Origin of the sequence: Lysobacter sp. CCNWLW3 (assembly GCF_036697405.1) — a bacterium.
GTDB lineage: Bacteria > Pseudomonadota > Gammaproteobacteria > Xanthomonadales > Xanthomonadaceae > Lysobacter.
Genome location: NZ_JBAHWA010000001.1, coordinates 1,123,417 through 1,138,596, shown reverse-complemented (window position 1 = coordinate 1,138,596; position 15,180 = coordinate 1,123,417). Strand labels below are relative to the sequence as shown.

Here is a 15,180-nt window from a genome sequence, read left to right as displayed (position 1 = left end):
GGATAGACGCACCGGATGAATGGCCAGAGCTAGGCACACGTTAGCCATCTCAAGTGCGTTCTTGTTGTGCCTCGCAGCGCAGGGCACGCAGACCGCTGCGGCCGCGCCTTCGGCTGCCGCCACCCGCTTCGCGATCAGGCCCGGCGCGCTCGACGACGCGCTGCAGTCCCTGGCCACGCAGAGCCGGCTGCAGATCCTGTACGCCCCCGCCCTGGTCGCGCGCAAGCGCAGCCCCGGCCTGCGCGCCGAACTGCCGCCCGCGCTGGCCCTGGAACGCCTGCTGCTGGGCAGCGGCCTGCGCGCGGTGCGGGTCAACGACGACACCTTCCTGCTCCAGGCCGCGCCCAAGCCGGCGCCGCTGGCCAAACCCAGCCCGCCGCCGCGTCCAGCGCCGCCACCGCCGCCGCGCATCGAGGAGCCCACCAACCTGGGCCCGGTCCACGTCACCGGCAGCCATATCCCGCGCAGCGACCTGGAATCGGTGGCGGTCTCGCCGATGACCCTGATCGGCCGCGACGAGATCGAGGCCAGCGGCCACCAGACCCTGTTCGAACTGCTGCGTTTCCAGCCCGGCATGGTCGGCCACCACCCGGTCGCGGTCGCGGCCGAGGGCGGCCAGCCCTACCAGCAGCCCTTCGCCGCCGCCGCCACCACCAGCCTCAATGCCCTGGGCCCGCGCGCGACCCTGTTCCTGGTCGACGGCCAGCGCATCGCCAACTACGGCCTGATCTCGGCCGACCTGGGCGGCCTGACCGACCTGGACGGCATCCCGCTGAGCATCGTCGAGCGCATCGAGATCATCCGCGGCGGCGCCTCGGCGATCTACGGCGCCGACGCCATGGCCGGCGTGGTCAACATCATCCTCAAGAAGGACCAGCAGGGCTCGGAAGTGATCGCGCGCCTGGGCGTGTCCGACCGCAACGACGCCAAGCAGCGCCGCATTTCGGTCAGCAGCGGCGTCGACCTCAAGCGCGGCGGCAACCTGTTCCTGAGCGCCGACTATTTCCAGCAGGACGGCCTGTCCGGCGCGCAGCGCGCGTGGCGGACCATGGACCGCAGCGGCGACGGCCTCGGCGATTGGCGGATTCCGCTGGGTTACATCGGCTACGAGAGCAACAATTTCTGGTGGGCCTGCCCGCGCCAGTACCGCGACAAGCAGGGCCGCTGCATCCTGGACACGGCCAAGCACATCAGCCTGCAGCCCGAAGCCGAACGCACTTCGTTCTACGCGCACTGGCGCCAGCCCTTCGGCGCCGACACCGAGGTCTACGCCGACTTGCGCGTGGGCGAGGTCTCCCAGCAGCTGCTGGGCGCGCCGTTCTACGCCAACGTCAGCTTGCCCGACGAGCATCCCGACGCGTTCTTCCCGGGCGAGTACACCTCGCTCTACTACGCCTTCTACGACGCCGGCCAGATCCGCACCCGCAGCGTGGCCCAGACCCTGGACCTGAGCGTGGGGGTGAAGAGCTATCGCGGCGATTGGGAGTGGAGCGCCGCCTACGCCCACCACGAGAACTCGGTGGTCAACCGCATCGACGGCATGGTCAGCCTGAGCGCGTTCTACGAACTGGTCGGCAACCTCAGCTATCGCTTCAACACGCGCAACAGCCGCGAGACCATGATGGCGTTCTCGCCGCGCCTGATCGCGCGCGGCAAGGCCGAACTCGACCAGGTCACGGTGGGCGTCAACGGGCCCTGGTTCTCGCTGCCGGCCGGCCCCACGCGCGTGGCCGCCGGCCTGGAGCTGGGCCGCGATTCGCTGGACAACCGGCCCGATCCGCGCATGGTCGACCACGACGTCGCGCTCAGCCCGCCCAAGGTGCGCGTCGACGAGAACCAGGCCACCGCCGCGCTCTACGCCGAACTCAGCGCGCCGCTGGCCTCGCGCCTGCAGGGCGAATTCGCCCTGCGCTCGGATTATCGCGAAGGCTATCGGCACAAGCTGTCGCCCAAACTGGGCCTGAAGTGGAACGCCTTGGACACGCTGACCTTCCGCGGTTCCTGGGCGACCGGCTACCGCGCGCCTTCGCTGTACGAATTGCGGCGCCCGAACGTGTCCGACCAGGTCGCGGTGGTGCAGGACAACCAGGGCTTCGGCCCCTGCGACAATCCCATCGTCGGTCCGAACGGCGAAACCCAATGCCTGGTCGCGCGTGGCGCGTTCGAGAACACCGACCTCAAGCCGGAAACCTCGCGCAGCTACACCCTGGGGTTCGTGTGGGCGCCGAACCCGCGCTTCAGCCTGGCGCTGGACCATTTCGATATCCGCCGCCGCAACGAGATCCTGGCGGTGAACGGCCTGGCCGGGGATCTCATGTCCACGCGCTCGGCCAAGCGCGACGACGACGGCGAACTGATCGGCGTGCAGGACTACTACGACAACATCGGCGAGACCCACGTGCGCGGTTGGGAGTTCGACGCCGAATACCGGCTGCAGACCCGGCGCTGGGGACGTTTCACGGTGCGCCTGGCCGGCAACTACCTCGACCGCCTGTCGCGGCGCGTCGACACCGAGAACCCGGCGCTGGATTACGCCGGTTACGGCGCCCCCGACCGCACCGCCCTGGCGGGGCTGCAATGGGCCTACGGCAACTGGAGCACGAGCTTGAACGCGCGCGCGCTGGGGCCGTCGCGGATCGGCATGCCGGGCGAGGAGTGCGAGAAGCGCTATGCGCTGGCCGGCCGCTGCCGCAATCCGGGCTCGACCACGTTGGACCTCAACTTCGACTACAACGTCGAACGCTGGCGCTTCTCGCTCAACGTGCACGATCTGGGCGACCGCACGCCGGTCAACTACGACACCGCCAAGGGCGGCTACGACATCGCCTACGACGATCCGCGCGGCCGCTACTACCTGTTGAGCGCCGCCTACCGCTTCTGACCGGCGGAACCTGCGCCGCGCTGCAGGCGATGGCATCTTTTTCGCGCATTTTGCGTTGGATGGACCGAGACGGTACGGGGCCGGCGATGCGCGCGGGTAGGGAGGCGCCGCGCGCTTGCGTTATTTCCTATCAGGGGTCGCGTCGGCGACGGTCCGCATCCACCGGCGATCAGGGGAGCGGCTCGCGTCGCAGCGCACCCCTCCCACTTCCCACGCGATTCGATCGCGCCGCCACCGAAAGGAGCATCGGCAGCATGCAAAGCAGTGCAAGCGCAACAGGCAACCGTCGTCGTCGCGATCGCAGCCACCCCCGTTCGGCGCTGTCGGCCGCGATCCTTTGCGGCCTGTTGCTGGGCGCCGGCGCGCCCGCGTTCGCGCAGGACGCCTACCACGAAGGCGGAGTCGTCGGCGATGCCGACAGCTGGCGCAGCGACGAGTTCAAGGCCGATTGGGGCCTGGGCGCGATCGGCGCCGAATACGCCTACGCGCGCGGCCTGAGCGGGCGCGGCGTCCGCCTGGGCGTGTTCGACAGCGGCGCGGCCTTGAATCATGCCGAGTTCGGAGGCCGCGACCATCGCGCCATCCGCATCGGCGATCCGGGCTGCGCCAGCACCAGCCTGATCAGCGGCCCCAACGCCTGCTTCCTGTCCGACGGCGACATCGCCCAGATCGAGGCCTACTACATCAACGACAGCGTGCCGCCGGAGCTGTCCTTCGGCGGCAGCGGCATTCGCCTGATCCTGGAATACAACAGCCACGGCACCCACGTCGCCGGCACCATGGTCGCCAACCGCGACGGCCGCGGCATGCACGGCGTCGCCACCGGCGCCAGCCTGACCGCGTCCAAGCTGTTCTTCGATCGCATCTACGAGTACTACGTCGACGCCAACGGCGGCATCGACCGGCGCACGCTCACCCAGGGCCCGGGCGAGGACGCGCTCAACAGCATGTTCGACCAAATGGCCGCGCAGGGCGTGCGCGCGATCAACCACAGCTGGGGCAACGGCACCGAGCCGACCACGCCCGAGGACATGGATCGCGAATACGCCGACTACGCCGATTACTACCGCATCTTCGCCGACGCCGCGCTGCGCACCGGCATGATCAATGTCTGGGCCGCGGGCAACGATTACGGCAACATCGCCGGCGCCTACGCCACCCTGCCGCGCTTCGCGCCGGAGATCGAGAAGTACTGGCTCAGCGTGGTCAACGTGGGCCGCGACCTCAACCTCGACGGCAGTTCCAGCATCTGCGGCCTGAGCAAGGACTGGTGCGTGGCCGCGCCGGGCACCGACATCCGTTCGAGCGTGATCAACGGCGAGATCGACGGCCGAGTGGTGCGGGACACGGACGGTTCGCTCAACCTGCTGGTCGACGCCGCGCATCCGAACTATGGCTACGACGACTACACCGGCACCTCGATGGCCTCGCCGCACGTCACCGGCGCGCTCGCGCTGCTGATGGAGCGCTATCCCTACCTCGACAATCCGCAGATCCGCGACGTGCTGCTGACCACCGCCACCGACCTGGGCGATCCGGGCGTGGACGAGTTCTACGGCTGGGGCCTGATCGACCTGAAGAAGGCGATCGACGGGCCGGGCCAGTTCCGGGTCGACACCGAGGTGGCGATGAACCAGCGCGCCGGCGGCGCCAAGGTCTGGCAGGGCGGCGCCTGGGACGATTGGAGCAACGACATCTCCGGCCCCGGTCGCCTGACCAAGTCCGGCGCCGGCTGGCTGCGCCTGAGCGGCGGCAATACCTTCGCCGGCGCCAGCGTGCGCGCCGGCCGGTTGGAGTTGGCCGGCATCAGCAAGCTGTCCGGTTCGGTCGATGTCGAGGGCGGCGATCTGCTGCTCACCGGGGAATTGCACCGCTCGGCCGTGAACGTCGCGTCCGGCGTCGCCCGTATCGAGGGCGGGCTCCACGATCTGGCCTTCAGCGTCAACGGCGGCTGGGGCCTGGTCGCCGCCAGCGGCGTGCTCGAGAACGTCGACTTCCGCGTCGACGGCGGCAAGGTCGCCTTCAACGGCGTGCAGCGCGGCGGCAGCACCGTGATCGGCGCGGGCGGCACGCTCGGCGGCAGCGGCCGGCTGGGCGCGACCCGCGTCGAGGGCACGATCGCGCCGGGCAATTCGATCGGCACCCTGATCATCGACGGCGACTACACCCAGGCCGCGGGTTCCACCTATCAGGTCGAACTGGCGGCGCCGGCGGCGTCCGACCTGTTGCAGGTCAACGGCCGCGCGACCCTGTTGGGCGGCACCGTGCGCGTGTTCCAGGGGCCGGGTACCTATCTGCTGGGCCAGCGCTACGGCATCCTCTCGGCGACCTCCGGCGTCGACGGCCGTTTCGCCGCCATCGACCACAGCGCGTTCTCGCCGTTCCTGAAGTTCGATCTGGCCTACGGCGCCGACAAAGTGACGGTGGATGTGGTGCGCGGCGCCAGCCTCGCCAGCGCCGCCAACACCTACAACCGGCGTTCGGCCGCCGGCGCGGTCGATGCGCAGGCGATGGACCAAAGCCTGCCGCAGCGGTTGACCCAGCTGTTCCCGGCGCAGGCGCTGGACGCGCTGGACGCGCTAAGCGGTGAACTGCACGCGAGCGCGCGCTCGGTACTGCTGGAAGACGGCCGCCACGTGCGCGAGGCGGCCCTGGCGCGCGCGCAGGCCGGCAGCGGCGCGTTCGACTCCGTGGGCGAGGGCGAGTCCCAATCCGCGGCCTGGATCCAGTTGCTCAAGAACGGCGGCAGCCTGCACGCCGACGGCAACGCCGGCGAAGTCGGTTACAACGGCGACACCAGCCTGCTCGGCTACGACTACCGCTTCGGCAACGGCTGGCGCCTGGGCGTGCTCGGCGGCGTCGGCCGCAGCGACGCCAAGCTGACTACGCGCGGTTCGCGCGGCGAGGTCCGCTCCCGCCACCTGGGCCTGTACCTGGGTCAGAACTGGGGCGGCTTCGGCCTGCGCGCCGGCGCCAGCTACGCGCGCCACGACATCGAAATCGAGCGCAGCGTGAACTTGCCGGGGCTGTTCGACCGCACCCGTGCCGACTACGACGGCGACACCCGTCAGGTCTTCGTCGAGGGCGGCTATCGCATCGCTCGCGGCGCCTGGGAGTGGGAGCCCTACGCCCAATACGCGCAGGTGCGCGTGGGCAGCGACGGCTTCCAGGAAAGCGGCGGCACGGCCGCGCTCGGCGGCGCCAGCGCCGACCAGCGCCTGGACCTGTCCACCCTGGGCCTGCGTTTCAACGTCGGCCTCAAGGGCGCGCAGCAGGAGCGCAGCTGGCTGAATCTGCGCGGCGGCATCGGCCGGCGCCACGCCGGCGGCGCGGAAACCCCGTCGGCCACCGTGGCCTGGCGCAACGGCGCGGCCTTCGACGTGCACGGCGCGCCGCTGGCCGAGGATGCGACCGTGTTCGAGGCCGGCCTGGCCGCGCGCGTGGGCGGCAACGGCCTGCTCGAGTTCAGCTACAGCGGCCAATGGGCCGATGAAGCGCGCGATCATGCGGTGAACGCGCGCTACACCCTGCAGTTCTGACCGTCGCACGACGGCAGCGAGCGCGGCGGCCACGGCCGCCGTGCCGCGGCGAGGGATCGCCGGGCGGCAGGGACGCCCAGGGCGGTCGCAAGATCGGATCTCTCCCAGCACCTCGGGCCGCCTCGCAGGCGGCCTTTTTTTTGTCATGCCGACAAGCGCGCGGTCGCTTATGCTGCCGCTTCCATTGGCGTAGGACCGCATATGAGCATCAAGAACCTCAAGGATTTCGTCGAAACCAGCAGCCAGAAGGACCTCAGCCCCGAGGTGTTCGAACTCGAGAGCTCGCACCTGCTCGAGGTCAAACTCAACGGCCGCATCTGGGCCAAGTCCGGCTCGATGGTGGCCTACCGCGGCGGCGTCAAGTTCGTCCGCCAGGGCATGCTCGAACAGGGCCTGACCAACCTGCTGAAGAAGGCGATCAGCGGCGAAGGCACCCAGATGATGAAGATGGAAGGGCAGGGCCGGGTCTATATCGCCGACGCCGGCAAGAAGATCACCCTGCTGCGCCTGGCCGGCGAGTCGATCTTCGTCAACGGCAACGACGTGCTCGCCTACGAGGACGGCGTCGCCTCGGAAATCAAGATGATGCGCAAGGTCTCGGGCATGATGTCCGGCGGCCTGTTCAACATGAAGCTCTCCGGCAGCGGCCTGGTCGCGATCACCTCGCACTACGAACCGCTGACCCTGGCGGTGACCCCGGACCAGCCGGTGTTCACCGACCCCAACGCGACCGTGGCCTGGTCGGGCAACCTCAGCCCCGACATCGTCACCGACATCTCGCTGGGCACGCTGCTCGGCCGTGGTTCGGGCGAGAGCATCCAGCTCAAGTTCTCCGGCAACGGCTGGGTGGTGGTGCAGCCGTACGAAGAGGTGTATTTCCAGCAGCAGGGCTGAGCGTTCGCGCGTCGCAAGACGCGCCGTTCGGCAACGCAAAAGGCCGCGAGCGATCGCGGCCTTTTGCGTTGCGCGCATGCGCATCCGCTTTGTGCAGGAGCGGCGCAAGCCGCGACCGTGCCAGTCCGGCTGCGACGCCGGTCGCGGCTTACGCCGCTCCTGCCTCACGGCCCCGCGCTCCCGCAAGTGCTCCTGCGGGACACGCACCGCACTCGCCGAATCGCGCTCAAAGAAAAAGGCCGCGATTGCTCGCGGCCTTTCCCGTGTCGCTGGAGACCGCGCGACTGGCTTAGGCCAGGCCGGCCTGCTTCATGACTTCGGCGGCGAAGTCGTCGGTCTGCTTCTCGATGCCTTCGCCCACGGCCAGGCGCTGCGAGGTCACGACCTCGGCGCCGGCGGCCTTCAGGACCTGCTCGACGGTCTGGTTGGTGTCCAGCACGTAGGGCTGACCGTACAGGGTGACTTCGTTGACGATCTTGGCGATCTTGCCGCCGATGATCTTCTCCAGGATGTCGGCCGGCTTGGCCTTGTCCTTGTCGGTCATCTTGGCCAGTTCGATTTCCTTTTCCTTGGCCACGAACTCGGCCGGGACGTCGCTGGCCTTGATGTGCGGCGGATTCATCGCCGCGACATGCATCGCCAGGCCGCGGGCCAGGTCCATGTCGCCGCCCTTGACTTCGATCAGCACGCCGATGCGGCCGCCGTGCACGTAGGCGGCGACGTTGTTCGGGCTGTCGATGCGGACCAGGCGACGCACCTGCACGTTCTCGCCGACCTTGGCGATCACGGCGGCGCGGGTCTCTTCGATGGTTTCGCCGCTGGCGACCTTGGCGGCCTTCAGGGCTTCGGCGTCGGCGGCGCCGGAGGTCAGCGCGACCTGGGCGACGGTCTCGGTGAAGCCGAGGAAATTGGCGTCCTTGGCGACGAAGTCGGTCTCGGAGTTGATCTCGACCAGCACGGCCTTGCCGCCGTCCTGGGCGACCGCGATGCGGCCTTCGGCGGCGATGCGGCCGGCCTTCTTGTCGGCCTTGGCCAGACCCGACTTGCGCAGCCACTCGGCGGCGGCGTCGATGTCGCCGTTGTTTTCGGTCAGGGCCTTCTTGCACTCCATCATGCCGGCGCCGGTGCGCTCGCGGAGTTCCTTGACCAGGGAAGCGGTGATTTCAGCCATGGGGTTACCTCAGGTATTCGTGTGGCCGTGTAGGAGCGGCGTAAGCGGCGGCGCGCGCGACGGCGATCGCCGCTTACGCCGCTCCTACATGGTCGGATGCGTGATAGACGCAGCCGCGCAGTCTCGCGCGGCTGCGTGACAATGCGCTTACTCGGCCGCCGGAGCGTCCTTCTTGGCGCCGGCCGGGGCCGGGCCCTTCTTGGCCGGGGCGCGACCGCGCGGAGCGGCCTTGCGGTCTTCCTTCGCGACCGGGTTGCCTTCGGCGTCGAGCTCGACGAACTCTTCCTCGCGCACGCCGACGGCCGGCGCGGCGGCCTTGCCTTCCAGCACGGAGTCGGCGGCGGCGCGGGCGTACAGCTGCACGGCGCGGATGGCGTCGTCGTTGCCCGGGATGGCGTAGTCGACCAGGGCCGGATCGTAGTTGGTGTCGACGACCGCGACGACCGGGATGCCGAGCTTCTTGGCTTCCTTGATCGCGATGTCTTCATGGCCGATGTCGATCACGAACAGCGCGTCGGGCAGACGGTTCATTTCCTTGATGCCGCCCAGCGAGGCCAGCAGCTTCTCGCGCTCGCGGCGCAGGCCCAGCACTTCGTGCTTGACCAGCTTCTGGAAGGTGCCGTCGGTTTCGCCGGCTTCCAGTTCCTTCAGGCGCGACACCGACTGCTTGACGGTGCGGAAGTTGGTCAGGGTGCCGCCCAGCCAGCGCTGGGTCATGTACGGCATGCCGCAACGCTCGGCCTCTTCCTTGATCGACTCGCGCGCCGAGCGCTTGGTGCCGATGAACAGGATGGTGCCGCGCTTCTGGGCGATGCCCGAGATGAAGTTCATCGCGTCGTTGAACAGCGGAACGGTCTTCTCGAGGTTGATGATGTGGATCTTGCCGCGGGCGCCGAAGATGTACGGACCCATCTTGGGGTTCCAGTAACGGGTCTGGTGGCCGAAATGGACGCCGGCTTCCAGCATCTGGCGCATGGTGATCTGGGGCATTGCATGACTCCGATAGGCAAGGAACCGGCCGCCACGAAAGATGAGGGCGGTGCGCCGTGGGCAGGGCCTGCGGCGCGTGGTTCCGGGGTTGGGCCTCCCCGCTGCTTCCGTGTCCGAACCGCGTACGTAAAGCTGTACGAGGCACCCCGGCACGGGTTGTGGCAGCGGGTGTGTATTCGCCGGTGACGCCCGGCGTGGGCGGCGCGCAAGGTCGAAACCCTCCGCTGAGCCGGCAAAGTGTAGCCGGGACAGGGGCTTGGAGCAACCAACCCGGTCCGGGGGCGGCTTCGGGCCGGCCTCAGGGCAGGCTGTCGTAGACCGAGCCCACGAACTGAGCCGGTTTGACCCAGCCCTGGCCCCAGCGCGGGTCCAGGTCGGCGGTCGGGGCCGCGGCCAGGACCTGTTCGCGGGTCCGGCCCGCGCGCTTGAGCCTGGCGACCCGGTCGCGGACCTCGGCAAGCATGTCTCGCGCAGCCTTGAGATCGGCCTTGGCGCCGATCGGGCCGTGGCCGGCGACGATGCGGCTGCGCTCGTCGGCCAAGCCCAGGCCCATGTCCAGGGCCGCGATCAGGCCATCGACGCTGCCGCCGGTGCCGGTGTCGATGATTGGGTAGAGGCCGTTGAAGAAGCAGTCGCCCAGGTGCAGCACGTTGGCGGCGGGCAGGAAGGCCAGCAGGTCGCCGTCGGTATGCGCGCGCGGCATGTGGATCAGGCGCAGTTCCAGGCCGCGCAGGCGGACCGTGGCGACCGGGGCGCGGCCGTCGCCGGCCAGGGTCAGGCCGGGCAGGGCCTGAGCGGGCAGGGCCGGCATGATCCGGTCGTGGTGCTTGAGGTAGGTGTCCACGGCCATGCGTGCGCGCGCGTTTTCGTGCGCGACCACCACCGCGCCGCGCTCGCCCAGCTCGCGATTGGCGCCGACGTGGTCCAAATGCCAGTGGGTGTTGACCGCGTAGCGCAGCGGCAGGCGGGTACGCGCGTCCAGCGCCGCCAACAGCTGCGGCGCGCCTTTGGGCAGGTCGGTGTCGACCAGGACGGCGCCGTCCTCGCCCACGGCCAGCAGCACCGCGCCGCCGCTGCCCTGGTAGATCCAGGCGCCGGGCGCGAGCTCGGTGAAGGCCGGGGCGGGCGCGGCGCCGGCCTGGGACGCCGGTTCGGCGGCCGTGGCCGGCATCAGCATGAACAGGCCGGTCAGCGCGGCCGGGAGCAGCAATCGGAACGGCGGCACGGTAGGCACTCCTGTCTGTCGGTGGCGCAGGCGCCGTCGGGGCTGGGCGTTGCGAGGCGGCGGATGCTCCGTCCCAGGCCCGCCCTGAATGGGCGCGCTGCAAATGAGCGATAATGCCCGCATGCCCATTACCATCAAAACTCCGGACGAGATCGAGAAGATGCGCGTCGCCGGCCGCCTGGCCGCCGAGGTGCTGCAGATGATCGCCCCGCACGTGAAGCCCGGCGTCACCACCGAGGCCCTGGACAAGCTCTGCCACGACCACATCGTCAACGTCCAGCAGGCGATCCCGGCCAACGTCGGCTACAAGGGTTTCCCCAAGACGGTCTGCACCTCGGTCAACAACGTCATCTGCCACGGCATCCCGAGCGAGTCCAAGGTCCTGAAGGAAGGCGACATCGTCAACATCGATGTCACCGTCATCAAGGACGGCTGGCACGGCGATACCAGCCGCATGTACATCGTCGGCACGCCTTCGGTCATGGCCAAGCGCCTGGTCGACGTGACCCGCGAAGCCATGTTCCGCGGCATCCGCACGGTCAAGCCGGGTTCGACCCTGGGCGACATCGGCGCGGCGATCCAGCAGTACGCCGAGTCCGAACGTTTCAGCGTGGTGCGCGAGTATTGCGGCCACGGCATCGGCCGGATCTACCACGAGGATCCGCAGGTGCTGCATTACGGCCGCGCTGGCGAAGGCCTGGTGCTGAAGCCAGGCATGACCTTCACCATCGAGCCGATGATCAACGAAGGCGCGCGCCACACCAAACTGCTGCCCGACGGCTGGACCGTGGTCACCAAGGACCGCAAGCTTTCGGCGCAGTGGGAGCACACGGTCGCGGTGACCGACGACGGCGTCGAGATCCTGACCCGGCTGCCCGGCGACGACAACGACCTATGACCGGTAGCGCCGCCGCCGGCTCTGGCCTGGCGGAGCCGGGCGCAACGGCGCATGGCGCCGACCGGGCGGCGTCGATCCGCGCCGCGTTGACCGCGGTCGACGCGGCATTGGCGCAGCGTTTCGACGCCGGCCCCGAAGTCGACATCGATCGCCTGCTGCGCGTGCGCGCCGACACCGTCGACGCCGAAGTGCGCGCGGCCTGGCGCGACAGCGTGCCCGCCGACGCACCGCTGGCGCTGTTCGCGGTCGGCGGCTACGGTCGCGGCGAACTGTTCCCGCAATCCGACATCGACCTGCTGGTGCTGGCCGAGCCGCAGGCCCAGGCCGAGCACGCCGACGCCCTGGGGCGCTTCTTCACCCTGCTGTGGGACGGCGGCCTGCCGGTCGGTCACGCGGTGCGCTCGGCCGCGCAGTGCACCGAGGCCGCGGCCGACATCACCGTGCTCACGGCGATGCTCGAAGCGCGCCCGCTGGCCGCCGACCACCACGCCGGCGCCACCCTGCAGGCCGCGATCGCGCCGCTGTACGTGTGGCCGGCGCGCGAATTTTTCCTGGCCAAGCGCGAGGAACTGCGCCAGCGCCACGCCCGCTACGGCGACACCGCCGACAACCTCGAGCCCAATCTCAAGGAAGGCCCTGGCGGCCTGCGCGACGTGCAGACCCTGCACTGGATGGCGCTGCGCATCATCGGCACCGCCGATCTGGAATCCCTGGTCGCGATCGGCCAGCTCGGCATCGACGAGCTGACCACCCTGGAGCGCGAGCGCCGCGCCCTGTCGCGCCTGCGCTTCGGCCTGCACCTGGTCGCGCGCAAGCGCGAGGAGCGCCTGCGCTTCGACTACCAGAAGCTGCTGGCCGAACGCCTGGGCCACGTCGACAATGCCGACAACCTCGCCGTCGAGCAGATGATGCAGGGCTTCTACCGTAGCGCGGCGCTGGTGCTGCGCATCGGCGAACGCCTGCTGCAGCGCTACGAGGAGCAGATCGAAGGCGAGCCCACGCCGGTGCCGATGCACGGCGCGTTCGAGGCCTTCGAGCTGCGTCGCGACTACATCGCCGCGCGTTCGCCGCAGTGGCCGCGCGACGCCGACGACATCTTCGCCCTGTTCGCGGCCTGGGCCGAGCACGACGGCGTGCGCGGCCTGCATTCGCGCACCGCGCGCGCGCTGGCCGAGTCGCTGTCGCGCATTCCCAGTTTCGAAGCCGCCGAACCGGCGCTGCGCGAACGCTTCCTGGCGATCCTGCGCGGCCCGCATCCGGTCCATGCGCTCGAACGCATGGCCCGCCTGGGCGTGCTCGGGCGCTGGATTCCGGCGTTCTCCAAAGTCTCCGGGCGCATGCAGTTCGACCTGTTCCACGTCTACACCGTCGATCAGCACACCCTGGCGGTGCTGCGCAATCTGGCCCGCTTCGCTTCGGGCGTGGCCGACGAACGCTTCAGCATCGCCCACGAAGTCTGGCCGCGCCTGCGCAAGCCCGAGCTGCTGCTGCTGGCGGGCCTGTTCCACGACATCGCCAAGGGCCGCGGCGGCGACCATTCCGAACTCGGCGGCGACGACGCGCGCGTGTTCGGCACCGTCATGGGCCTGAGCGAGGCCGACACCGCCCTGATCGAATGGCTGGTGCGCCAGCACCTGCTGATGTCGGTGACCGCGCAGAAGCAGGACATCGCCGATCCGGAAGTGATCCACCGCTTCGCCGGCAAGGTCGCCGATCGCGAGCGCCTGGACCATCTGTACCTGTTGACCTGCGCCGATATCGCCGGCACCTCGCCCAAGCTGTGGAACGCGTGGAAGGACCGGCTGATGGCCGACCTGTACACCGCCACCCGCCTGGCGCTGCGGCGCGGCCTGGAACACCCGGTCGCCGGCGCCGAGCGCGCCGCCGAAACCCGCGCCGCCGCGCACGCCATGCTGGCCGCGTTCGGCAGCGGCGACGACGAGATCGCGGCCTTGTTCGCGCGCATGCCCGAGATCGGCTTCCAGCGCGGCCGCCCCGATCAGATCGCCTGGCAGGCCGCCTCGCTGCGCGGCGTGCTGGTCGGCGACACCCGCGTGCGTGCGCGCCCGGTCAGCGCGCTCGCCGGCGCGCTCGAGGTGTTCGTGCATTCGCCCGACCGCGACGGCCTGTTCGCCGCGATCGTGGCCACCCTGGACCGCCTCGGCCTGGCGATCCAACAGGCGCGCGTGCTGGACGGCCCGCAGGGCACCATTTTCGACACCTTCGAAGTCGTGCCCACCGACCCGCGCCATCCACCCTCGGCCGAGGAGGTCGAGCGCCGCCTGGCCGCGGCCCTGGCCGCGCCGCTGGACCGGGTCAAGCCCGCGCGCCGCGCCCAGCCGCGCCACCTCAAGCATTTCCGCATCGTGCCGCAGATCGGCTTCAACACGGTCGACAAATCCGGCAGCGACAGCGCCGGCGGCGCCGGCGAGCGCACCCTGCTCAGCCTGGTCTGCACCGACCGGCCGGGCCTGCTCGCCGACGTCGCCATGACCCTGCGCAACCAGGCGCTGCGCGTGCACGACGCGCGCATCGCCACCTTCGGCGAACGCGCCGAGGACATGTTCCAGATCACCAGCCCCGACACCGACGGGCGCGATCGCGCGCTCGACGAAACGCAACAGCAGGCGCTGCGCGACGCGCTGCTCGCCTGCCTGGAAGGAGACCATCGATGAGCCCCGCCAAGACCGTCAAGACCGCCAAGAAGACCGTCCGCAAGAAGTCGGCGCCCAAAGCGCCGGGCGTCGACGAGCTCAAGTTCATGATCGACAGCGCGTTCGAGCGCCGCACCATGCTGACCCCGGACGAGATCGAAGGCTCGACCCGGCCGACCGTGGAGCGGGTGATCTCGGGCCTGGAGCAGGGCGAGTTCCGCGTCGCCGAACCGGACGGCAAGGGCGGCTGGACCGTCAACGAATGGCTGAAGAAGGCTGTGCTGCTGTATTTCCGCGTCAATGAAATGCAGTTGGTCGAGGCCGACCCGGCGCCGTTCTGGGACAAGGTCCCGGCGCGCTTCGAGGGCTACGGCGAGAGCGATTTCCGCAAGCTCGGCGCGCGCGTCGTGCCCGGCGCGATCGCCCGCCGCGGCGCCCACATCGGCAAGGACGTGGTGCTGATGCCCAGCTTCGTCAACATCGGCGCCCACGTCGGCGAGGGCACCATGGTCGACACCTGGGCCACGGTCGGCTCCTGCGCCCAGGTCGGCAAGCACTGCCACCTGTCCGGCGGCGCCGGCATCGGCGGCGTGCTGGAACCGCTGCAGGCCTCGCCGACCATCATCGAGGACCACTGCTTCATCGGCGCGCGCTCGGAAGTGGTCGAAGGCTTCGTGGTCGGCCATCACAGCGTGATCGGCATGGGCGTGTTCCTGGGCCAGAGCACGCGCATCTACGACCGCGCCACCGGCCAGATCAGCTACGGCTACGTACCTCCCTACAGCGTGGTCGTGTCCGGCCAGTTGCCGGCCAAGGACGGTTCGCATTCGCTGTACTGCGCCGTGATCGTCAAGCAGGTCGACGCCAAGACGCGCTCCAAGACCAGCATCAACGATCTGCTGCGCGGCCTGGCGGACTGAGGCGGTCG

General features: G+C 69.7%; 9 protein-coding genes. 6 read left to right on the top strand and 3 right to left on the bottom strand.

Annotation, left to right across the window (positions count from 1 at the left end; genetic code table 11):
- The first annotated feature begins 61 nt into the window (after positions 1 to 61).
- The 3 genes from V1318_RS05005 (at position 62) to V1318_RS04995 (ending at position 7,314) form a co-directional block, all read left to right on the top strand.
- A complete protein-coding gene (locus tag V1318_RS05005) occupies positions 62 to 2,881 on the top strand; it encodes a TonB-dependent receptor (protein ID WP_332938232.1) in 2,820 nt (939 codons plus the stop codon).
- Positions 2,882 to 3,135: 254 nt separating this feature from the next.
- Positions 3,136 to 6,420 (top strand): autotransporter domain-containing protein, encoded by a 3,285-nt coding sequence (locus V1318_RS05000; protein WP_332938231.1) that lies wholly within the window; start codon positions 3,136 to 3,138, stop codon positions 6,418 to 6,420.
- A 201-nt stretch (positions 6,421 to 6,621) separates the two neighbouring features.
- A complete protein-coding gene (locus tag V1318_RS04995; RefSeq protein ID WP_332938230.1) occupies positions 6,622 to 7,314 on the top strand; it encodes an AIM24 family protein in 693 nt (230 codons plus the stop codon).
- A gap of 289 nt (positions 7,315 to 7,603) precedes the next feature.
- Here the strand turns inward: V1318_RS04995 and tsf are convergent, their stop codons facing one another.
- The 3 genes from tsf to V1318_RS04980 all read right to left on the bottom strand — a co-directional run bounded on the left by tsf (position 7,604) and on the right by V1318_RS04980 (position 10,700).
- Positions 7,604 to 8,485: a translation elongation factor Ts gene (gene tsf / locus V1318_RS04990; protein WP_332938228.1), complete on the bottom strand. Its 882-nt coding sequence runs from the start codon at positions 8,483 to 8,485 to the stop codon at positions 7,604 to 7,606.
- 147 nt (positions 8,486 to 8,632) lie between these two features.
- Positions 8,633 to 9,475 carry a 30S ribosomal protein S2 gene (gene rpsB / locus V1318_RS04985; RefSeq protein WP_332938227.1) on the bottom strand — a complete coding sequence of 281 codons (843 nt, stop codon included), beginning with the start codon at positions 9,473 to 9,475 and terminating at the stop codon, positions 8,633 to 8,635.
- Between the two features lie 298 nt (positions 9,476 to 9,773).
- Positions 9,774 to 10,700 carry an MBL fold metallo-hydrolase gene (locus V1318_RS04980; RefSeq protein WP_332938225.1) on the bottom strand — a complete coding sequence of 309 codons (927 nt, stop codon included), beginning with the start codon at positions 10,698 to 10,700 and terminating at the stop codon, positions 9,774 to 9,776.
- A gap of 121 nt (positions 10,701 to 10,821) precedes the next feature.
- Here V1318_RS04980 and map point away from each other — a divergent pair, with 121 nt between their 5' ends.
- The 3 genes from map to dapD are packed head-to-tail and all read left to right on the top strand — an operon-like array spanning position 10,822 to position 15,172.
- Complete coding sequence (gene map / locus V1318_RS04975) at positions 10,822 to 11,598, top strand: type I methionyl aminopeptidase (RefSeq protein WP_332938223.1); 777 nt, start codon at positions 10,822 to 10,824, stop codon at positions 11,596 to 11,598.
- Positions 11,595 to 14,273 (top strand): [protein-PII] uridylyltransferase, encoded by a 2,679-nt coding sequence (glnD, locus tag V1318_RS04970; protein ID WP_332938221.1) that lies wholly within the window; start codon positions 11,595 to 11,597, stop codon positions 14,271 to 14,273. The genes map and glnD overlap by 4 nt, the downstream gene beginning before the upstream one ends.
- Positions 14,270 to 15,172 carry a 2,3,4,5-tetrahydropyridine-2,6-dicarboxylate N-succinyltransferase gene (dapD, locus tag V1318_RS04965; RefSeq protein ID WP_332938219.1) on the top strand — a complete coding sequence of 301 codons (903 nt, stop codon included), beginning with the start codon at positions 14,270 to 14,272 and terminating at the stop codon, positions 15,170 to 15,172. The genes glnD and dapD overlap by 4 nt, the downstream gene beginning before the upstream one ends.
- Positions 15,173 to 15,180 lie beyond the last annotated feature (8 nt).